This is a genomic window from Paenibacillus sp. OAS669, from assembly GCF_014873645.1.
GTDB lineage: Bacteria > Bacillota > Bacilli > Paenibacillales > NBRC-103111 > Paenibacillus_S > Paenibacillus_S vulneris.
This window is the reverse complement of the sequence record NZ_JADBDR010000010.1, coordinates 1-21,170: the sequence shown is the minus strand read 5'-3', so window position 1 is coordinate 21,170 and position 21,170 is coordinate 1. Positions and strand designations below refer to the sequence as shown.

Annotated in this window: 16 protein-coding genes; 2 read left to right on the top strand and 14 right to left on the bottom strand. The window is 52.4% G+C overall.

Annotated elements, in window-relative coordinates:
- Positions 1-52: 52 nt before the first annotated feature.
- On the top strand, positions 53-3,073 hold the full coding sequence (locus GGC63_RS21205) for a fibronectin type III domain-containing protein (RefSeq protein WP_192704018.1): 3,021 nt from the start codon (positions 53-55) through the stop codon (positions 3,071-3,073).
- A 79-nt stretch (positions 3,074-3,152) separates the two neighbouring features.
- Here the strand turns inward: GGC63_RS21205 and GGC63_RS21200 are convergent, their stop codons facing one another.
- From GGC63_RS21200 to GGC63_RS21160, 9 genes are all read right to left on the bottom strand, one after another.
- Positions 3,153-3,902, bottom strand: coding sequence for a PIG-L deacetylase family protein (locus tag GGC63_RS21200; RefSeq protein WP_192704017.1), 750 nt, complete (start codon positions 3,900-3,902; stop codon positions 3,153-3,155).
- 29 nt (positions 3,903-3,931) lie between these two features.
- Complete coding sequence (locus tag GGC63_RS21195; RefSeq protein WP_192704016.1) at positions 3,932-4,930, bottom strand: N-acetylglucosamine kinase; 999 nt, start codon at positions 4,928-4,930, stop codon at positions 3,932-3,934.
- Positions 4,930-6,438, bottom strand: coding sequence for an argininosuccinate lyase (gene argH / locus GGC63_RS21190; protein WP_192704015.1), 1,509 nt, complete (start codon positions 6,436-6,438; stop codon positions 4,930-4,932). The genes GGC63_RS21195 and argH overlap by 1 nt, the downstream gene beginning before the upstream one ends.
- Entirely contained in the window at positions 6,425-7,204 is a 780-nt protein-coding gene (locus GGC63_RS21185) for a creatininase family protein (protein ID WP_192704014.1), read from the bottom strand. Before GGC63_RS21185 ends, argH begins: the two co-directional genes overlap by 14 nt.
- 85 nt (positions 7,205-7,289) lie before the next feature.
- Positions 7,290-9,839: an NEW3 domain-containing protein gene (locus GGC63_RS21180; RefSeq protein ID WP_192704013.1), complete on the bottom strand. Its 2,550-nt coding sequence runs from the start codon at positions 9,837-9,839 to the stop codon at positions 7,290-7,292.
- Positions 9,840-10,027: 188 nt separating this feature from the next.
- Positions 10,028-11,767: an ABC transporter permease gene (locus GGC63_RS21175; RefSeq protein WP_225948388.1), complete on the bottom strand. Its 1,740-nt coding sequence runs from the start codon at positions 11,765-11,767 to the stop codon at positions 10,028-10,030.
- A gap of 15 nt (positions 11,768-11,782) precedes the next feature.
- Positions 11,783-12,865: an ABC transporter ATP-binding protein gene (locus tag GGC63_RS21170; RefSeq protein WP_192704012.1), complete on the bottom strand. Its 1,083-nt coding sequence runs from the start codon at positions 12,863-12,865 to the stop codon at positions 11,783-11,785.
- 159 nt (positions 12,866-13,024) lie between these two features.
- Positions 13,025-14,158 carry an extracellular solute-binding protein gene (locus GGC63_RS21165; RefSeq protein ID WP_225948387.1) on the bottom strand — a complete coding sequence of 378 codons (1,134 nt, stop codon included), beginning with the start codon at positions 14,156-14,158 and terminating at the stop codon, positions 13,025-13,027.
- A gap of 341 nt (positions 14,159-14,499) precedes the next feature.
- Entirely contained in the window at positions 14,500-15,675 is a 1,176-nt protein-coding gene (locus GGC63_RS21160) for an ROK family transcriptional regulator (RefSeq protein WP_192704011.1), read from the bottom strand.
- Positions 15,676-15,875: 200 nt separating this feature from the next.
- Between GGC63_RS21160 and GGC63_RS21155 the strand changes: the two genes are divergently transcribed.
- Positions 15,876-16,739 (top strand): AraC family transcriptional regulator, encoded by an 864-nt coding sequence (locus GGC63_RS21155; RefSeq protein ID WP_192704010.1) that lies wholly within the window; start codon positions 15,876-15,878, stop codon positions 16,737-16,739.
- Here the strand turns inward: GGC63_RS21155 and GGC63_RS21150 are convergent.
- From GGC63_RS21150 to GGC63_RS21130, 5 genes are all read right to left on the bottom strand, one after another.
- Positions 16,736-18,247, bottom strand: a complete 1,512-nt coding sequence (locus tag GGC63_RS21150) for a sulfatase (RefSeq protein WP_192704009.1) — start codon at positions 18,245-18,247, stop codon at positions 16,736-16,738. The two genes, GGC63_RS21155 and GGC63_RS21150, sit on opposite strands and share 4 nt — an antisense overlap.
- A gap of 191 nt (positions 18,248-18,438) precedes the next feature.
- A complete protein-coding gene (locus GGC63_RS21145; RefSeq protein ID WP_192704008.1) occupies positions 18,439-19,212 on the bottom strand; it encodes a GGDEF domain-containing protein in 774 nt (257 codons plus the stop codon).
- 14 nt (positions 19,213-19,226) lie between these two features.
- Entirely contained in the window at positions 19,227-19,580 is a 354-nt protein-coding gene (locus GGC63_RS21140) for a hypothetical protein (protein ID WP_192704007.1), read from the bottom strand.
- 18 nt (positions 19,581-19,598) lie between these two features.
- Positions 19,599-20,327 carry an EAL domain-containing protein gene (locus GGC63_RS21135; protein WP_225948403.1) on the bottom strand — a complete coding sequence of 243 codons (729 nt, stop codon included), beginning with the start codon at positions 20,325-20,327 and terminating at the stop codon, positions 19,599-19,601.
- Positions 20,328-20,631: 304 nt separating this feature from the next.
- Entirely contained in the window at positions 20,632-20,970 is a 339-nt protein-coding gene (locus GGC63_RS21130; RefSeq protein ID WP_179135940.1) for a DUF2512 family protein, read from the bottom strand.
- Positions 20,971-21,170 lie beyond the last annotated feature (200 nt).

Below are 21,170 nucleotides of genomic sequence, written 5' to 3'. Positions count from 1 at the left end.
TGTGCTGCGCAAGATGAAATAGGAATCATATTCCATTCTAAGGAGAGTTCTAATGAATGCACAAACACGAAAGTTGAGCAGCATCGCATTGGCGCTATCGATCCTTGCGGCTCCGCTTGGAGCACTAGTCGTCCCTTCTTCGGCTGCGGCGGCGGACAAGCTCTTCATCCCTCCGTTAACCATTACGGAGCTGGTGCAGGATACGACCAACGCAACCAACTCCTCAGGCACCTCCGTTGACGGCTATGAGTATATTGAGCTGTACAATAACAGCAGCGCACCTATTCCTCTTCAGGGCTACAAAATTATATATAATACCACTTCCATATGGAATTTGGATAAAGAGATGACCATTCAGCCTCATGATGCGATGGTACTGTGGGTTCAATCGCCCGGGCTGTCCGGAAGCGTCGAAGCCTTCAATGCCAATTACGGATCGAGCATCCGGCCGGACCAGTTTTATCCGATATCCGGACAAGGGCTGTCCAACAGCGGCTCCCGTACCCTTATTTTGGCCGATAAAGAGGGCTTTAAGCTGAGCAGCGTATCCTACAGCGACGGCACCGGGGCCAACGATGACGTGGTCCTTAACAAAAGCGTCATTTACAGCTACCCGACGGATGGCACCATCGTCATGCGCAAAACAGCCAACCAGCAGACGCCGACTCCGGGACGTATCGTCGCCGGGCAAGCACCGGATACGTCGGCTCCAGTTCCGCCGAAGGGACTGTTCGCCATTCCCGGCGACCGTTCGGTGCAGCTCTACTGGACGGCCAGCGAGGATCCGAATGTCATTGGCTATCAAGTGGCTGTGAACGGCGTGCTTGAAGATACCGTTGTTCAGGACGCCTCCTATACGGTGACCGGGCTGACCAATTTTACGGAAAACCGGTTTTCCGTCGTTGCCGTAACCGACACGCAGATGTCGATTCTTTCAGAAGCGGTCAAAAGCACGCCAAGGCCGGAAATCATCGATTCCATTCCTCCGGCCGCTCCGACCGGTACGGCAGCCGCCATTAACGGCATAACCTCGGTGCAGCTCAGCTGGTCTCCGAATACCGAGCCCGATGTCGCCTCGTACAAGGTGTATAAAAACGGCGCATACGTGACTACGGTTTCCTCTACGACCTATTCGGCCGATCTGGGTTCACTGTCAGGCGGATTCGAATACAAGCTCCAGGTATCGGCCGTAGATTCCTCTGCTAATGAATCGGACAAGTCCCAGCCGGTCTCCGTGACGCTCCCGCATCAGCCTTTGACGCAGGAGGAGACCGGAGCGCCGATTGTCGGGGATACGTCGGCTTATCAGCGGTTCCTTGACGTCAGTGAGCCGGGACCAATTGTTCCGGGATTGCTGCAGGGCCTTGTTCCTCAAGGCATGCATTATATACCGGAAAAGAACTGGGCCATCCTCTCCAGCTACCGCGATGACCGAAGAGCCAGCACCCTGACGCTGGTCGATCTCAAGACCGGATCGCTCGTCAAAACGATTCACCTGTACAAAAACGGCCAGCCCTTCTCCGGACATGCCGGCGGCGTTGCCGTCAGTAATCAAAATGTATGGATCGCCTACGGCAAAGAGATGCTCCGCTTATCCTTGCAGGATGTGATCGATTGTCCGGACAATGCGAACCTGTCCTTCATCGACAGCTTCAAGACGAATACGAGAGCCTCCTTCGCATCCTACTCGAACGGAATCTTGTGGGTAGGCGATTACTACAGCTCCCCGAACTATTTGACAACGCCGATTCAGAAAATGACGGCGCGTGACAACAAGGTATACAACGCTTGGGTGGTAGGCTACAAGCTCGATGAGGCAACGGATCTGCTCCCTGCCGACAGCAAGCTGACAAGCGACGGCTTGGTCATTCCGAACTATATTTATTCCGTCACGGATCGGATTCAGGGAGTAACCGTCACTGACGATCAAGTGATGCTCAGTCAGACTAACGGAAACCCGAAGAGCAATATTCTCAAGTACAAGGCTTCCATCAACGAACCTCCTCACACGACGGTGAACATCGAAAACACAACGGTACCCGTATGGTTCTTGGATGGATTGAATATGGAGGATTCCCTGGATATGCCGCCTTCTGCAGAAGGCAATTTCGTTCATGACAACAAGCTGTACATTGTTTACGAATCCGGAGCCAACATCTACCGGCCGGAGATCAATTATCCGCTGGACCGGATACAGATCGTCGATTTGAAGGCATGGGAGCAATACGACCGGATTGCCATTGAGGGGCCTGCCATTCCTTTGATTGAGCAGCAAGCCGGCTCTTTGAAGGTACAGCATTATCTGGGAGAGAAGGGCACATTCGACGTCACCTCGAAATCCTCGCTTGCCAGCAGCGATCCCTCCGTGGTGACGGTCGACGCTTCCGGCAACCTCCTCGCGGTGCGTTCAGGAGAAGCGGTCATTAGCGCCGTCTATAACGGGAAAACAGCTTCCTTCGTCATCAAGGTCGTCCCTGAAAACGTCGCCTTATTAGGCAGCTTGTCTGTGGATAATGAACCGATCGCGGATTTCGATTCGCAGAAGCTGAGTTATACGTTGGAGGTCGCTCACTCCGTCGGCGCGGTTCGTCTGCAGACCTCACTCATCAGCGGCAAATCCAGGCTCAGCGGGATTTCCGTTCAGCGTAACGGTACCGTGACGGATGTTACTTATTCCGTCACGGGAGCTGTGTATCAGACCGGTTCCGTCAGCCTGACCGAGGGGGCGAATGTGTTCACCATCCGTGTCACCGCAGCGGATGGCCATACGACCGGGGCTTATACTCTGACGATTAACCGCCACCCGCTTCCGGTCCCGCCTGCCGGCTTGGAAGCCGAGAAGGGACATCGTGAAGCCATCCTGCATTGGACGGCCAATCCTCAACCAGATATTCTGGGCTATCACGTATATCAGGACGGCAAGAAGCTGACCAAGCAGCCGATCCAGGGCACCTCCTATAAAGTCACGGGCCTGCCTAACGGCAAAAAACATCGTTTCAGCGTCACCGCCGTCAATCGGTTTTACGAGGAATCTACACCTGCTGCGATAGAAGTAAAGCTGAAAGGAAAGTAAATCAAACAGGGAAGCATCTCCATGGACTGGGAGTTGCTTCCCTGTTTTCTTCCTGGGAGCATACATCACTTCACGCTGCCTACCCGAATTCCAGCGTCGGAATATGCTCCAAATCCTTTGCCGTTGACGGCTCTATAGTCTGACCATTGGCCCGCGCCAATGTGTAATATTCGAAGTTGCCTATGACGCTGTAGTCTCCCTGCATAACGCCAGGGTAAGCCCGATTCACGGAATATATCTGGCTTTGATAGGCCTGCAGCGCCTGTCCCTTGATAGTCCGGTAAGGACTTATATCCACCTTACTCGTAATGCAGCACCGGTCCTTAGGGCCGGAGTCCTTGCAATAATCGTAGTAATGAGGAATCGAATTATAATATAACTGCGGAGAGGCATCCGGCGGATAATGAGCCTCCGCCAGCATAACGGCTTTCTCCGTCGCTCTAGATATGGCAATATGATCGGGGTGTCCCGTAACGCCGTCCGGTGGAAATGTAATGACGACCTGCGGTTTTAGCTCCAATAAGGTATCGCAGATTTGATTCGCCAGCAGACCGGTATCCAATTCCATCAAGAAGCCGTCTTTATGACGATAAAGAATAAGCTGATTGACGCCAAGAAGGGAGCATGCCTTCTTCAGCTCCTCTTCCCGATGCTTGGCTAGCTCTTCCCGGCAGCTGAACTGAAAAGCGCCGGATTTCCCCTTGCAGCCCGAGGTGGCACATATCAATGATACCTCATAGCCGAAATGGCGAGCCTTGGCAATGGTTCCTCCGGCTGCAAATGATTCGTCGTCAGGATGGGCAAAGACGAATAACCATCGTTTCAACATCGCGCTTCATCTCCCGCATCATATTGACATTAATCCTTCGCCTCCTTACGAGCTGTCGAACGCAACAAGGATAAGCCCATTGTCGTAACCCCGTGAATCGGTTCTCCCTGTGCTTGGTCCGACCGGGCGTAAGGAGCCCACTGTTCGCATTTGTGAATCAGCAATTGACGTACAAGGCTGTCATTTTGCAAGACGCCTCCCTGCAAAATAAGCCGGAACGGCTTGTGCTGCATCGTGAGCCGTTCTACAACGGCCCGGATGCCACGGAACAGCTCATCTGCAGCCCTCGTCAGAATATGCTTGGCCGTTTGATCTCCCGAGGACGCGGCCTGGCTGACCAGCCGGGATAGCTCCCCCACCCTCTCGACCGCATAATCCGGTCCATACGTCCAGTTGAAGAGCTCTTCCTCATCGCCCAAGCCTAGGTAGGCCACGATCAGCCGGCCTAATTCCGTAACCTCCCCCCTCCCGTCGTAAGCTCTTAAAGCAGCTATAATGGCCTGCTTACCTATCCAATATCCGCTGCCCTCATCCCCGACCCGATGTCCCCAACCGCCGGCCCTGGCCGTCGTTCCATCCTCATTTATCCCAAAGATTATCGACCCCGTTCCGGCAATAGCGAGAATACCCGGCTGCCCCCCGGTCGCGCCCGTTAACGCGGCAAAGCCGTCATTTTCGATAACCAGCTGCCGGATCTGAACTGGCAGGGGCTGAAGAGCAAGCTGTACCAGCTCCTGGATGATGCTTCTATCATATGCCGTGTCCAATCCCGCAATGCCCATAACAGCGTATTCGATATCCAGCTCAAGAGGCTGATCTTGGATGCCGCATTGCTGCGCCCAATCGGAGATCGCCGCTTGAACTCCTTCCCTTAGTTCTCTAACGGCCGCCTCTCTTCCCACCCCTTGATAATTGCAGGAGCCCGCCCGGCCCTGCCCAAGCAACCTCCCCTTAGAGTCCATCAGGATCGCCAGACATTTGGTTCCGCCACCGTCGACCGCCAGCAATGGAATATGCAGGCGAGCCATCAGGTCACGCTCCAGCTGCGCGTCGTTTCATCCAAATATTGATAAGCTCGCCGGTGCGTGCTTTCATACGCTTGGACCCGCTGGCTCAGAGCGGCATGCTGCTGCCTGCGAAGCCCGATCATCCGTTGGATTTCGGACGGATTCGGTCCCCCCGGCAAATCGCGGATGGTCACAAAATGAACGGGATCCAGGGCTTGACGCAGCATCGGCTCATCCAGCGAAACCTCTCGTCCTATGATCCCGAGAGCCACTTCGTTGACCATAGCCAGCGTAATTTCGTTAGCGGCCAGGTCAGCGGCCAACGCTTTATGAACGACCCCGCTTACGATGTGATGCGCTGTACGGAAAGTCAAGCCGTCCGTTCTTACGAGCGTATCGGCCAGCTCGGTCACTGTGGCGAAGCTTCCTTCCGTCCGCTTCCGCAGCACTTCCTTATTGACATCCATCGTTCCGATGACAGCGGCCAGCAGCCGGTACACGTTGTCGAGAACCTCGAGGCTTTTCCACATGTAAGGCTGCATATCATCCTCCGTATCGACGATATCCCCGAACGGCGTATTATGGATCATGGTCAGCACGGACGCCGCATTCCCTGCGCAGCTGGACAGCAGAGCCCGCATATGCTCGAGTGATACCGGATTTCTCTTCTGAGGCATGATCGAACTGATCTGGACATATGGAGCCCCGACCTTCAAAACGGCGAACTCTTGAGTGCACCATAGCAGCAGATCTTGAACGACTCGTCCCAAATCAATCGCCGCCAGCTGAACTGCAGCTGCCGCTTCCCCCAAATAATCCGCCCCGCCTATCGCATCATAGGAATTGTCGATCAGCTCGTCGAAGCCAAGCAGCTCCCTCATCCTCTCCCGGCTGATCGCAAAGCCTGAAGTCGTTAAGGCCGCCGCCCCCATGCTGCTGCGGTTACAATTGGCATAGGCGGACGTCAGCCTGCGGATATCCCGTGTCAACGAATCCACGACAGCCATGATGTAATGGGCCATTGTAGTTGGTTGAGCCTGCTGCGTATGCGTATAGCCGATCATGACCGTGTCCTTATGCTCCTCTGCAAAGGCAAGCAGCTGCTCCATCAAGCGAAGGGCAGAGCCTAGCGTACCGGTCAGCTTCTCTCTTAGCACCATGCGGTACATGGCGATGCCCATATCGTTGCGGCTTCTTGCCAAATGAAGATTGCCCGCAATGTCGCCTGCATGCTCAAGAAGCTGGTGCTCCACTTGAAAAAACAAATCCTCGAAGCGCCCCGTGTAGATGGAGCTTCTTAACGCCTCCAGGTCCAAGTCATGGATGGCTCTTGCAATCCTTTTGGCTTGCTCCTCCGTGAGAAGCTGCCTCTCCTTCAGCATAATGAGATGCGCCTTGTTGATGGCCATCATCGGATCGAGCAGCTGCTTCTTCGCCTCATTGAAGGCCGGCTCCAGAACAACCTCCGCATAGGTCCTGCCGGGAAACGAGGCTCCTTCCTCATGAAACCATTCCTCACGTGTCCTCATGCCGCTCACCCTCTCCTCTTCTCCCTTTTGTGGCACCCAGCCAGTTTTGAATCAGCTCATTCATGTTACTTGCCGCTTCCTCTACAATCCATTGGCCCGCTTCCAACGAAATTTGCCGAATATCTCCCGTGTAGCCGTCCCATCCCTCGGGGGTACCCTCTACCAGCACGTAAGGCAGAGATGATAAAGGCTTCGGCGCCTTTAATGACATATCCTCCTCCTGCACATGAACCAAATCCGGTTGAAACGCTTTGACGGCGGACATTTCATAGGGGCCCCCGTGACCTCGTCCCGGCGTTCCTTGAAATATGCCTTGCTGCTCGGCGCTCTCTTGCGTTACCATCTGCCACCAATTGATAAGAAGAAACCGGGCGTCCCTGTATTTGCCGGTCATGGCCTCCGCAACCGTACGAGATGGCCCCATATTGGCGTCATGAGCATTCAGCAGCACAATATTGCGGATGCCCAGCCTGCAAATCCCATCGACGATATCCATGACATAGTCTATGAATACGGAAGGCCGAATCGTTATCGTTGCAGGATATTCACTGGTTTTGCCGGGACAGGCCGTATAAGGAACGACAGGATAGAGCAGAGGCTCAAGCGCAGGGTCAATCCGTTCGGCAAAGCCGTTGGCCAGCACGATATCCGTACCGAGCGGAGCATGAGGACCATGATATTCTACCGATCCCAGAGGGAGCACAGCGAATCGCACCCTTTCCTTAACGCGGTCGATGTCCCGTCCATGAACATGGATAGCTTGCATAGCGGCCTTCAACTCCCATATCGAAGATAATGAAGCTTCCGGAGAACGCTGAATAAGCTCAAGCGTCCTCCGGCTGCATAACCCTTTATTGCTTTTGGCTTATCATATTGACGAACATCCGGATAGAACCTGGCACCAGGCTTGGAATTTCACGGTACCATACGATGGAGCTGTACGTATAAATTCCTTTGCCATAAGGCGCTGTCAGGAAGGTACCTGTAAATTCCTTCTCGCCGGGATCCCCGTTGGATATCAGCTCGGTGTACTCTTTGCCCCATTCGGACGGATTATACGCTGAACGGTCCTGCACCCAATGATCCCAGTCCGCATCGGTAATTTGATTCGGATAGGTAAACATCGGATGATCCGGCGCCAGCATCGTCACCTTGGAGCTCTCGTCGGTTACCCGCCATTGAATTAACGGCGAGCCTATCTTGATAGGGTACGGCGCAAGATCCGGCGTCCATTTATCCTCCGGTTTATGGTATTGGACGACCAGGTTGCCTCCGTTCTGCACATAGCTGAGCAGCCGTTGGTTGCTCGGGATCAGCTCGGGACGGAAGGCATAGGCGCGAATGCCAAGCACAATCGTGTCATATTTCGACAAATCCCCGGATTGAATGTCTTTGGCCTCCAGCTTTTCTACATGAACGCCAAGCTGGCTTAAGTACTGATCAATATTATCAAAACCGCTGGATACGTAACCAACCTTCAGGTTTTCCGGCACGGCGAGGTCAAACGCTTCAATTTTGAGCTCTGCAGGCTGGACCATGTACGTTTTGCCGATATGCGGGTATTCAATTACCTGGGCGCCCTCTGTGCTCACTACGCTTCCGTTCTGGGCAACCGCCGATACGGTATAGCTGCCCGGTTCAACCGTGGACGATCCTTTCACCGAGAAGGCTACGGATTTCGTCTCTCCTTTGGCGGCAAAGCTCAACTCTTCTGCCGCAGGCTCGACTGTCCAGCCCTCAGGCACTTTTAACGAAATCGATGCTTTCGATGCCCCTGGAGTGTAATTACGAACCGTCACTTTAACAGGAATCGCTTCCTCCGTTTTCAGCGTATTCAGCACCGTTGCGCTTGGGCTCAGCGACATGGAATACGGCGGCAGAACGGCAACTGTGCTTTGTGGAGCCACCTTCAGCTTCGTCACCGTATCATAAGCCTGGTATTCTACATCGGCGTTCAGCACCGATGGAGCATACGGCTTGAAATTGGGCGCATTGGCTGGAACGGTTACATCGTACGTGGCGGATACGGTCTGGTTATTGCCGAGCCGGTCGAAGCTCGCCGCACCTGCCGCCTTAGCGGTCCAGCCTTCCGGCACACGGAGACCGAGTTTGATGTTCTTCAGCTCGACATTGCCGCCGTTAAAGGCCGTTACGGTTACTTTGGTCGTTTGCCCTGCCACGAGCTCGCTGGCTGCCGGCTTCACCTTGGCGACTACAGAGGCCGCTTCCATACTGGCTTTATTCAGCTGTTCGTCCTTCACCTTCAGGCGGTACATCAAATCCGTCTTCGTCGCTTTATCGAGCTCAGAAGCGTTCACATCGGCAATGGCGGTCTGCAGATCCGCTTTCATCGCATGCACTTCTTTGGTGACAGCCGCAAATTTCGGATAGGCGGCAATGACCTGCTCCGAATCTTTTTGCAGCGCGCGCAGATCCTTGACGATTTTTTGATCTTTTCCTTTGGCATCCACTTCCTTGGCCAGATCCTCGAACGTATAAGCGATTCCGTCGAAAAATCCGGATTCCTTATCCTTCGTCTTCACCGTAGACGATTGAAGCTTGTAATAATTGCCGAACAGATCGGGACTGATCGGCCCCTCATCATAAATGCGTCCCATTCCCTGGCTCTTGTGCATAAACCGGGACTCTTCTCCCAGCTGCAAATAAGAGGCGCCGTATATTTCGTTATAATCGCCTACAGGGACCACCACGTTATAATCCTTTGCCGTGCCGGGCACATAAAGCTTCTTCACCTGCCAAGGCTGAAGCCCCTTCTGCAAATGCTCGGGGAATACAGCAGGATCCGCCGCATCCTTGAATGCCTTGACCGTAATGACGTTGATCGCTCTATGATGCCCATGGGTGGAATCCTCGTTCAGGAAGGAGGGATAGACGACATCCGGACGGTCCTCGCGAATTTTGCGGATCAGCCGTTCATATGCGACCGACTCTCCCCACTTTTGCAGGGTCTCGTCCGGACTCTTCGAGAATCCGAAATCAAAGATCGGATCGTTGATGTCCTCGCTCAGCATGCTGAGGGTGATATTCGTTACCTTGGACGCCTCCTGCAGCTCACGGGTCCGTATAATGCCCAAGGCGTTACCGAGCTCGCTGCCTATCTCATTCTGTCCGCCTTCGCCACGGTTGGCGATAATGCTGAACGTATTCACTCCCTGACCGAGGGATAAGTAAGCCAGTGTTGCACTGTGCTCGTCATCAGGATGCGCCCCCGTGTTCATAGCGCTTGCGATGGTCGTTAACGGCTTGATCGATTTCCATAGATCCACTACACCACGATCCGCGTGAGCCGGCTGTGCGGCTGCCGGAAACAGCAGTCCCCCCGCTACGGCAACGCTCGTTATCGTCGCCAACCATTTCGATGTTGACTTCCCACGTTTCAAGCTAACTCCTCCTTTTGTCTTTAACTGTTCTTACCACAGGAAATGGCCAGGTTCCCGCTGTATATGTCACGTGGGATTTCCCCACGAAATGACCAAACATAGCTAGCTCTTTAGAAGTAAAGCGCATCCGTGATCTTTTGCTGAAGGCAGGCGGCATACCTTGGAACATGCGTTGGGCCGTCAAGCGACTATACGGCGGTCGTTGTCGTGTCGCCCGAGATTTTTCTTGAGATGAACAGCACGATCACAATCAATAAAATTTGCAGGACCCCGTACGCGCAGGCGGTACCGAATTCGAACGAATACATCCTCTGGAAGATTTCGACCGAAATCGGAGCCGTTCTGGTCGTAAAGAGCAGAATGGAGGACACGAATTCCCCTATCCCCTGGACAAAAGCAAGCAGCGTCCCCACCAGTACTCCGCTCAGAGCCATCGGAAACACGACACGGCGGAAGCTGTACCACCAGGAAGCACCGAGGTTGCGTGCCGCCTCCTCCACCGAGCCGTCCATCTGCATTAAAGTTGCCGAGGTCGAGCGGAACACCAAAGGCAAATGCCGGACAAAATAAGCCAAGGGGAGAATCCAGAAGCTGCCAATAAGCACCTGGTTGAAGCTGAACACGGTGGGCTCGCTGAAGGCGGCGATCAGGTTCACCCCTACGACCGTGCCGGGCAATGCCCAAGGCAGCATAATAAGCACGTCGAGCAGCGTCTTGCCCCGGAATTTCATACGAACCATGGCGTATGCCGCCGCCACCCCGAAGATGACATTGCCTATGGTGGCGATGAAGCTCATCTTGAAGCTGTTGCCGATGGGCCGCCATGTTTTGCTGTCCGTAAACAGCTTGACATAATGATTCACCGTATATTCGGGCGGTAATATTTGCGTCGTCCAGGTGGCGTCTTTGGAGAAGGAGATCAGCACCAGAACCAGAATCGGCAGCAGCAAAATCACGACGCCCATAAACGAAAGAACCATGGCGGCATATTTGCCTGCGGCGCTCTTTACCTCCGTCCGATGCACACTGACACCTTTGCTCATGTTTTGGTAATTACGCAAATTTTGGTACCAGCGCATGATCATAAGGAACAGGATGGACACGATCGTTAAAATCGTCGACTGAGCGGCAGCCATATCCAGATTCCCGTTCGTTCGGGATAAATAAATCTGCATGGTCATCGTCCGCTCTATGCCGAAGATAAGCGGCGCCGTATAGGAAGCCATCGAGATCATAAAGACAAGCAGCGATGAAGCGACCATAGCCGGAGTCAGCATCGGAAGGATGACGCGCCGCCACACGTACAGCCGCCCCGCCCCAAGGCTCGAGGCCGCTTCCTCCAGAGACGGGTCCAGCCCTTTGATCGCCGCCGATGCGGTCATGTAGAAGTAGGTATACATCGTAAAGGTATGGACCATCAACACTCCCCAGACGCCTTTTAATGAAAAGGGCACGTGATCCATTTGAAGCAGCAGCTTCAACGATCTGGGAATAATGCCGCTCTCCCCGTACAAAAAGGTAAAGGACAGCACACCGACCAAAGGAGGCAGCGCCATAGGAACCATCGCCAGTACGGTAAGTATTTTCCGCCCCGGAAACTCATAGCGCTCCAGCAGGAAAGCCATGGCCACTCCCACGATCGCACAAGTAATCACACTTAACACCGAGATGTAAATGCTGGTCCAGAGAGCCTCCAGATTGGAGGTATGCTCCAGGCTGAAAAATTTAGTGTAGTTTTTCAACGATAACTGGTCCTTGACTTCAATGCTTTGGATGAAGGTCTGGAACAACGGATAAACGACATATGCGAGCAAAATGAGAAATAATGGGGCTACAAGCACATATACGAAGTAGCGTGAGGACGTTATGGCGGTCCACGGCCGCATGTTCGGGACGGACGGCGGTTCGAAGGTTCTGTCTTTGTTCATCTATCGTCCCCCTAACTAACCTAAGAAATAGATGCCGGATGGCGGGATGTGAAGGGCTATCTCTTCTCCACGTTGACGAACCCGATGCCCCGTATTGACAAACATCGCTTTGAGGGAGGCATTCCCCACTTGCGTTAAATAGTTGACGCTGACCCCGGTGAATTCAGAGATGGTAACAGTCCCCCGAACCACATTGGCTTCATTAGACTCCGACAGCTGCGCCTCCGTTACCGATTCAGGACGTATCGACACGGTAACCGTGGACCCGATAGCCAGCTTGCAGGCTGGCGAAGCGTTGCGCACGAAGCCGCTCAGCACCAGGTCCGGCCCGAACCGCACGAAGGCCTCCCCGCCTTCTATTCGTTCCACCGTCCCTTCCCATAGATTCGATTCGCCAATGAAGGAAGCGACAAACCGGTTCACGGGCCGGTTATATATTTCCTCCGGACTGCCGATCTGCTGGACAACACCGCCCTGCATCACCATAATCCGATCCGACATCGCCATGGCCTCCGCCTGATCGTGAGTCACGTAGATGGTCGTGATCCCGAGCTCCAGCTGGAGCCGTTTAATTTCCAGGCGTGTCTCCTCCCGAAGCTTCGCGTCCAGATTGGATAACGGTTCATCCAGCAGCAGGATCTGCGGCTCGATCACCAGTGCCCTGGCCAATGCAACACGCTGCTGCTGACCGCCCGACAGCTGGTCTATGCGACGCCGCCCGTAGCCCTCCAAATGCACCATCTGCTGCGCCCGTTCCACACGCTGCACCAATTCAGCCTTCGGCACCTTGCGGACCTGAAGTCCGAATGCGATATTTTCGAATACCGTCATATGCGGAAACAAAGCATAATTTTGAAATACCATCCCGGTATTTCGTTTGTTCGGCGGAAGATTCGTTACATTTTGCTGGCCAAAAAGGATACGGCCTGAGCTCGGATAATAAAAACCGGCTATCATTCGGAGCGTCGTCGTCTTGCCGCATCCGCTCGGACCAAGGAATGTGAAAAATTCCCCCGGTTGAATCTGAACGTGGATATCCTGAGCGCCTGTGACATGGCCGAATTGCTTGCTGACATGATCCAGTGTGACATCTATCAAAGCGGGGTTCCCCTCCCTTATGGATCAGGCGGAGCCGTAATGCGTGCCTGAAGCATAAACGTTATTGCGATCCGCCTGCGGCGGGGCGTGTGAGCCTGACTCCCCCCGCCAGCAAGCGAGATCCTCTCTTTGCTTCGAATTACTCACCAACGTATGTGCTTATTTGGCCCCTTTGCCCTTGATATTCTCATCCCAATACTGCATCCAATCCATCTCCTTATTCGCCATAACCGCCCAATCCAGATTCAACGGCTTCAGCTCTACCCCTTTCAGCCAGGCAGGAAGGGTATCTTTGCTGATATCTGTACGAGTCGGAATTTGGAACAGCTTCTCAGCCAGCTCTACGCGCAGCTTGGAGTCAAAAAGGAATTCGTAGAACTTCTTGGCGGCGTCCATATTTTTGGCGCCTTTGACGATGCCGACGCCATCGACTAGGATCGGGGCTCCGCTCGCCGGATAGATGAAATCGAAGGGCTGCTTTTGAAGCTCCTTTTGAATCATAATGTCCTGCAAATTCCATAGCGACAAGGTGCCTTCTTCACGCGCCAGCTTCAGATACAGGTTCGTAGGATCTTGAGCATACTCCTTCGTATTGGCGTCGAGCTTTTTCAGCCAGTCGTAGCCCTTCTTCGGATCGGCGGCATCCTGCCGGTAGATCATGGCTGAATAGATCGTTCTCATCGTTCCGGAGGCCAGTACGCCGCGGATGATGATCTTTCCTTTGTATTTGGCATCGAGCAGATCGTCCCAATCCTTAGGCGCATCTTCTTTTTTCAACGCCTTGGAGTTGTACATGATCACCTCCGGAAGCAGCATTTCCCCATACCAGCGATCCTGGGCGTCCTTGTAAAGCGCCGGCACCTTATCCGCAAAGCTCGGCTTGAAGCTTTCCAGCAAGCCTTCATTCGCTGCGGTCATCAATGCGGATTGCGTGCCGCCCCACCAAAAGTCAGCCTGGGCATTCGCTTTTTCCGCACGGGCCCGCTCCAATATTTGCTGGGCCCCCATGGTAAGAACTTCCACATCGATATTCGGATTTTTCTCCTTGAATTTAGGGATAATTTCGTCGACGACATTTTTATCTCTGGCAGTATAAATGACGAGCTTTTGCTTCTCGGGCGGCTTAGGTGTTGCACTTGGCTTCGGGGCCTCCGAAGTCTTCGGCGCTTCCGCCGTTGGCTTCTGTGTGGCCGTCGGCGCTGCCCCGCCGCTGCAAGCTGTCGTTCCCAGCATGACGATGCTGAGAGCCAGACTGGTTAACCATGAGCCCCTTTTTCCCAACCATTGTTTCATGCGATAACTCCTCCTTAGAGTTTTTCTGAAGGAAAAACTTGCTTCGTAAGCATTCTCTTAGAGTTTTTCTGAAGGAAAAACTTGCATCGTAAACAAAGTCTGTTGAGAAACCTATATAATGCTAGAGCTATTGCAAATATACTCCGATGGGGTACGCCCCTCCAGCCTCTATTGAAACCCATGATTTTGATTATAGTTAGCGGAATTTTCACGGGTTTCAAAGGAGGACGTAAACTCCTCCGAGGCATACCCCATCTCCCTTTAGATAGCTCTTGCAAAACAAGGTTTCTCAACAACCTGACGCACATTCATAGTAATAAAGAATGCTTTTCCCGCTGGCCTTATTGCTTCAGCCGCGATGAAAAGGCTTCCAAAGCGCAATGAACGGCTCCGATAATTCCCGCCTGATCGCCAAGCGACGCCATCTTGATTCGAGGGACAAAGGGCACCCACTCCGAAAGCTGCTGCAGCATCGCCTGGACCCCGTCTTCCCCGATATGGACCATCTCCCCACTCAATATAAGGAGCTGCGGATCCATTACGCTCGCAATATTAGCAATTCCGTAAGCCCAATGCCGGTAAACGTCGTCAAGAAGCTCTCCGGCCGCAGTATTTCCTTGACGGGCCTCCTCGATGAGCTGCCTCATGACGCTCCTGGAACGATCGTCCGCTTCCGGAAGAATGGAACGGGCCTTTCTCCGAATGGCGGGCTCTGAATAGTTGTTCTCGAAGACCCCGAACTCTCCGCGTCCACGCTTGCCGATAGGCCCGATCATCATATAGCCGATTTCACCGCTTGCCTCCATGGCGCCGCGATAGCTTTGCCCGTCGATCATAATGCCTGCGCCGATTCCCGTGCCCACGTACATAAACACCAGGTTGGGGCTGCCTACACCCGCTCCCTTATAAAACTCCCCCAAGGTCATCAGATTCACGTCATTATCGATAAAGACCGGAAGACCGAGCCGCGCCTCGATTTCCTTCTGAACCGGAAGACCCATCCATCCGGTGCTGGGCGCATAGCTGACCGTTCCGTCTCTTCGCTGGGTAATACCCGGCAAGCCTAAGCCGATTCCGAGCAGCCTGCTTTTATCAAAGCCGCTCTGCTCCAGCAGCACCGCAAGCCCCCGTTCTACGCCTTGAATCGCTATTTCCCCGTCCAGCGGCTGGAGAAACCTCGTTTTGTAATGGTATTGCACTTCGCCCTTTAAATCCGCTATCGCCAGCTGAATGGTACTGCCTTCGAACACAGCTCCCACCACGCCGAAGGCTTGGGAGTTAAATTCCAGCAAAATCGGCTTACGCCCTCCGCTGGACTGCCCGACCCCAACCTCATGAATCAGTCCTTCGCGAATCATCTCATCCACTAAAGCAGAAACGCACGGCCGGCTCAATTCCGTCAATTTGGCCAAATCCGCTCTCGATAACGGCGCTTTTTCTTTTAGCTGATGAAGGATGCCTTCCCGATTGAGCTGTTTGACCAGCTTGGTATTCCCCGTCTGTCCCCGACCGAACAATGGTTAGGTTCACCCCCTTCATTAGTTAAAATAATTAACAAAGGCTGACTTTGATCCTAATCTATGCGCTCCTGCGGACCCGTATGACCGGCCTTACACGAAAAAAAACGCCCGAGCAAAGTCGGACGTTAAGATAAAGATTGATTGTCATTTTGTCTGGTAGTATGCTTATTCCAAAGACCGAGAACGGGGGCTCAACGATGCAGGAATACGCTAATGAATTCGCCGATCTCTGGCTGAAGCTTCCCTCTCCCCTGCTGCAAAAAGGCGGGATGCGAATCGTCCGGGCGGGACGCAACGAAGCCAAGCCCACCTATCGTATAGGACCCAAAATTATCGAATGCCATAGTCTGCATTTCATTCTGGAGGGTGAGCTTACTCTGGAATACGCAGGCAAGCAGGCTGAGCTGAACAAGGGCGACCTCTTCTGTCTGTTTCCCTATACGCCTTACCTGTACAGCAGACGAGCGCTTACAAAGCCGCTGCGAATGGTGTGGCTCGCTCTAGATGGCGAACAGGTGCCCGAAGCAGTGCAGCGGATCGGCCTTACCAAAGCCTCGCCATATTTGAAAAAAGCTGTCGATGCCAGGGTCAAAAGCATTCTGCATCGAATCATCGGCCTGCAGGCGCAATCCCCCTCCAAGGAGCTTGCAGAGCTTAGCGAGCTGTACAGGCTCTTCGACAGGCTCACGCAGCTTCAGACCACGCCGGCAATCGAGACGGATCCCGATTGGCTCGACAAGAGCATCGAGTATTTGCAGCTTCATTATACCGAGCCGTTGAAGATCGAAGAGCTTGCACGCTTCGCAGGCGTCAACCGGACCTACTTTTCCACCCAATTCCATCGAAAAACCGGAGCTGCTCCCATGCAGTATTTGCAGAAGCTGCGAATGGACAAGGCCTCTCAGCTGCTGCGCTGCACGTCCTTAGTGGTCACGGAAATTGCGTTTACTTTAGGCTACCCGGACCTGTATTCCTTTACGCGAGCCTTCAAGAACTATTACGGAGTCTCCCCGAGCTCCTACAGGAATAGCCCGCGGGAAACGCCTCCGCCTCCGGTTTAAGCATTGGCAATGCGGGGCATAGGAAGCGATTCCTTGCTAAGCTCAGCCCAGGCATACCGGAGCAGCAGCTCACTCTTGAGCGCTGCAAAATGAGGATCATCCCAGCGATTGTGCAGCTCCCCGGGGTCATTTTCCAAATCAAACAACTCGCCGTAGGTCTGGTTATAATAGATTGTGATTTTGTAACGCTCCGTCACCAGCGTTTTTTGATGAATCGTAGTCGGCTCATGATGAAACTCACACAGCACGTGATCACGCACGGCCGACTGCTTGCCGAGCCAGACGGAGCTTTGATCGACCCCCGTCATCGCGCGAGGCACCGGAATGCCGCAAAGCGTAAGGAAGGTCGGCGCCAGATCGATCAGCGACTGCATAGCCTGCGATGTGCAGCCTGCCGGGACCTTGCCGGGATAGCGAACGATGAACGGCAGCTTGATCAGATCCTCGTAATGAAAGCCGCCCTTGAAATGCATGCCGTGATGTCCGAACATATGCCCATGGTCCGTCGTGAAAACGACGATCGTATCATCTGCAAGGCCGAGCTCGTCCAGCTTATCCAGAATACGCCCGATATACTTGTCCATTAACGAGATCATCCCGTAATACGTCGCCATATTCCGGCGCTGCTCCTGCTCATCGAACCGCTGATGCGAGTGATAGCCATGGATCGTGAATTCCGATTCCTGCCAGGCAGAGAAATCCGGGTCGCTATCCTGCGTCAGCTTGAAATGCGGGGGATTGTTGTCATGCTCCCCGGGAGTGACCTGCGGCAGCGTCAAACGGTCAGGATCATACATCTTGTCCCACGGCTCGGGAACCAAATAATCCGGGTGCGGATCGAAGAAGCTTGCCCACAGGAAGAAGCTCTCCTCCTTCTCCTTATACTGCTCCAGCAGGGCGTTCGTTCTGTCGGCTATCCACTTATCATAATGGTATTGCTCGGGAATCGGCCATGTATGCGTAATCGATGGATCCATACGGCCGGTTGGGGCCAGGAAATAATCGCGCCATTCCGTGCAGCCCTGTTCCTCCATCCACAAGGCGTAATGCTGGCCTACGTGCGCTTCATTCGTATGATTGCGGGCAAGCTCAACATGATCGAATCCATAAAAGGGACCCTTATACTCCCTCCAGTAGTCCAGATCCTGCAAGATAGGGTACGATTCCAATGAACGGTACTGCTCCGTCTCCTTAAGCGGCTGGAAATGCGCTTTTCCGATCAGCGCCGTCCGGTATCCATGGGCCAGGAAATCTTCTCCAACGGTATGCCGGTCCTCCATCAGCTTGGTTCCTAATGTCCATGCTCCATGCTGACTCGGATACATGCCGGTCAGGATCGAGGAACGGGTAGGCGTACATGTAGGATTAGGGCAATAAGCTCTAGTGAACAGAGTCCCCTCCGATGCAAGACGATCCAGATTCGGGGTCTGGATTTCCGGATTGTGCGCACCAATCGTATTCCAATGCTGCTGGTCGCTGGTAATGAGCAAAATGTTCGGCTTTTTCATCCTTGCTTTCTCCTCCGCTTGTTTTTCACCCATCATACCTTTCCCATGGAGTGCCCGAAAATGGCATTTCGTCGGAAGTTGCTGTTGTCATTTTGTCTGGATACTTGTCCAAGCAGACCAAAGAGACCCGCCGTATCCCTCATAACGATGAGATTAGCGAGTCTCCGATGCTGTTTGATTATAGGTCATGGTCATTTTTGCTTTTTCTCCGTTGATTGTAAGCTTGCCCTGCTAAGACATTCCCGGTAGGACAGCGCCTTCCCGTTATCATCATACCCGTTCAGAACTCCGATCGACGCCGAAATGCTGAATGAATCCAGAGAATCAACGAGCATAGGCTCGGACAGACGGTCCACAAGCTCCTGAACCTCCGGATACTCCCTTGTTGTAATAATAACGAACTCATCTCCGCCGTAACGGCAGACATAATCCTGCTCGTGCGCCGCTTCCTTCATCAGAACAGAAAACTGGATCAACAGATCGTCGCCTACGGCATGCCCGAATTTTTTATTCACGCTGCCGAAATCGTTCAGATCGATAAACAGCAGGTGAAAGGGCGTCTCTTCATTTGTCAAATAATCGTAGATATATTCGATGTACTTGGAACGGTACAAATGCGTTGATTGATCGATGTAGCTTCCGATGGTGCTGCGCAGTCTCTCCCGGGTAATGATCCCCTTCATCTCGTTGCCGTCCTTCACAATCAGCCGCTCCACATGATGCTGCTCCATCGCATACAAGGCATTGCCGATAAAGGCTGTCTCGGAAATGACCAGCGGATTATAGGTCATGGCATCGGCGACAAGCCGATTCGGATGCGCCGTACGTATATCGCGAGAGGTGATAATGCCTACCACTTCCTCTTCATCGACAACGACCAGCGAGCCTATCTTTTGCTCATTCATCAGGTTTGCAGCGTATCTGACACTTTTGCCGGAAGAGATACAGCATACCTTTTCTGACATGATCTGCCCCACCTTCACTGAAGCTCAACCTCCCGTTGTATAGATATGGTAATGTTCAACTCCGCCTTCAATACCATGGATTCATTGATTAACCGATCGGCTTCGCCGAGGATAATCTCCAGCAGCTGCTGCTTGTCCAGCATCTCCATCAGCGACTTTCTCAATAAAACCGCTTCCACCTTGGGGTGATCGACTTTGAGTATGGAGAATTGCTCCGGCGACAAGGCTTCCGCCATTCTTCGTACCGCCTCGGGTCCTATGGGAGCTCCTCTGCCTATAATTAATAAATCCTGCATGGGAGGCACTTCAAATTCGGTTAATTTCATGGATAAGCTTGCTCTGCGAGAGTAATTCAATTTATTGCTCATGGTAAACTCCCTTTTTCATTAAATGGATTTGGCGAACATCAGATGATCCAAAGGCTGCGGCTTGGCGAACAGATACCCTTGGCCGTAAACTACTCCAAGCTGTTCAAGGATTTCAAATTGCCGCTCATTCTCAATGCCTTCGACAATCAATTTGGACGTTTCGCCGCAAAAATCAGCCAGCATTTTGATGACTTTCTGTTTGCCTCTCGAATGCTCTAATCCGTTAGTAAAATATTTGGATAGCTTGATATAGTCCGGCTCAAAATCCACCAATTGCTTTAAAGAGATAGCCCCTTCCCCGACATCGTCGAAAGCAATGAGTATCGCCTTTTTTTGAAGGAGCCTCAAAATATTTTGATCAAGCAGCTCCTTCCATGTATCAAACTCTTCTATCGCTTCGTTAATTTCAAAAACGATATCCAGTGTATGGTTCGTACGCAGTTGAATAAGCGCATCGAGGAAGGAGGTAAAATCCTGATGCAGCAGAGTGGACGGATATATATTAACGAAAAGCTGGCTCTTCTTGGTGTTGGACATCATTTGGTTGCACTGCTCTACCGCACCCAATACCGATTGCGTATCCAGCTCGAATAGCTTATCGTCTTGACGCGCTTTCTCAAATAGCTGCTCGGGATTACCTTTGTTGCTGCGAATTAGCGCTTCGAATCCCAGTACCTCTCTATTGGTCATATAGACAATAGGCTGATATACATGCGAAAACGAGTAGGCGGATTTTAAGTCTTGCATTGTCAATATTCCTTTCTTCCTATTAAGCTGCTTCATTGAACTGCAAAATTGTATAATTTTACAAACATATGTCTCAATTCTAAATGAATTTTCCGATCAAATCTAGCTATTGTGTACATAAATCGACAATAATTTTACAAATGTTAGGTTTTTTCGCCCTAAAAAAGACAAAATTTTCTTCTTGCATTTCTAGTACCTATTACCTATTGATTCATTTTGCCAAAAATATTAATAACGAAAAAAGCCCTCTATCCTTAATAGGAAAGACGGCTCATTGTTAAGATAGGCGATCGAAGCATCCGCTCTAAGCGGCGGCTCTTTGATCCGGTTTCATCACAAAGCGATGCAAAAGCGCCTCAACCACTCCCAAAACTAGGCTGATGGCAATGATATTAACCCAGCTTAAATTCCATTTCATCATAACATCCGCTATCCACAAAATGGCTATGGACAAGATGGCGTCCGATATGGTCGCAACGGTGTTATTACTAGCTCTTAGTATCCATTGATCGCCGATGACATAAGCCAGGATGCAGAGAATGACAGCCGTCATTAGCGCCTGCATCAAGGTTGCCCTGGAAAACCATAGCAATGCCGGTACCACGATGATCCCGTTAAGAATCAGCTTTATAATAAACTTCATGGATGACCTATCTCCCTTCATTTTTGTTTTTTAGTATCTCTCCTTTCCTTCATTTCATTCCTGATTCCCTAGCTTGTACCAACAAAATTTATTTAGGACGATCCGTTCTAGAGTAAAGGGCAGATAAATTTCTGCCCCTCCTCATCAAACCGTACGTGAGGTTTTCCCTCATACGGCTTTCCGATGTTCGTCATTCATGT

Bases quoted from the DNA above. Each gene is read 5' to 3' on its own strand.
- GGC63_RS21145 (WP_192704008.1), bottom strand. From the start codon at position 19,212: ATGTCAGAAAAGGTATGCTGTATCTCTTCCGGCAAAAGTGTCAGATAC.
- GGC63_RS21150 (WP_192704009.1), bottom strand. From the start codon at position 18,247: ATGAAAAAGCCGAACATTTTGCTCATTACCAGCGACCAGCAGCATTGG.
- GGC63_RS21140 (WP_192704007.1), bottom strand. From the start codon at position 19,580: ATGAGCAATAAATTGAATTACTCTCGCAGAGCAAGCTTATCCATGAAA.
- GGC63_RS21200 (WP_192704017.1), bottom strand. From the start codon at position 3,902: ATGTTGAAACGATGGTTATTCGTCTTTGCCCATCCTGACGACGAATCA.
- GGC63_RS21185 (WP_192704014.1), bottom strand. From the start codon at position 7,204: ATGCAAGCTATCCATGTTCATGGACGGGACATCGACCGCGTTAAGGAA.
- GGC63_RS21135 (WP_225948403.1), bottom strand. From the start codon at position 20,327: ATGCAAGACTTAAAATCCGCCTACTCGTTTTCGCATGTATATCAGCCT.
- GGC63_RS21205 (WP_192704018.1), top strand. From the start codon at position 53: ATGAATGCACAAACACGAAAGTTGAGCAGCATCGCATTGGCGCTATCG.
- GGC63_RS21155 (WP_192704010.1), top strand. From the start codon at position 15,876: ATGCAGGAATACGCTAATGAATTCGCCGATCTCTGGCTGAAGCTTCCC.
- GGC63_RS21130 (WP_179135940.1), bottom strand. From the start codon at position 20,970: ATGAAGTTTATTATAAAGCTGATTCTTAACGGGATCATCGTGGTACCG.
- GGC63_RS21195 (WP_192704016.1), bottom strand. From the start codon at position 4,930: ATGGCTCGCCTGCATATTCCATTGCTGGCGGTCGACGGTGGCGGAACC.
- GGC63_RS21175 (WP_225948388.1), bottom strand. From the start codon at position 11,767: ATGAACAAAGACAGAACCTTCGAACCGCCGTCCGTCCCGAACATGCGG.
- GGC63_RS21165 (WP_225948387.1), bottom strand. From the start codon at position 14,158: ATGAAACAATGGTTGGGAAAAAGGGGCTCATGGTTAACCAGTCTGGCT.
- argH (WP_192704015.1), bottom strand. From the start codon at position 6,438: ATGAGGACACGTGAGGAATGGTTTCATGAGGAAGGAGCCTCGTTTCCC.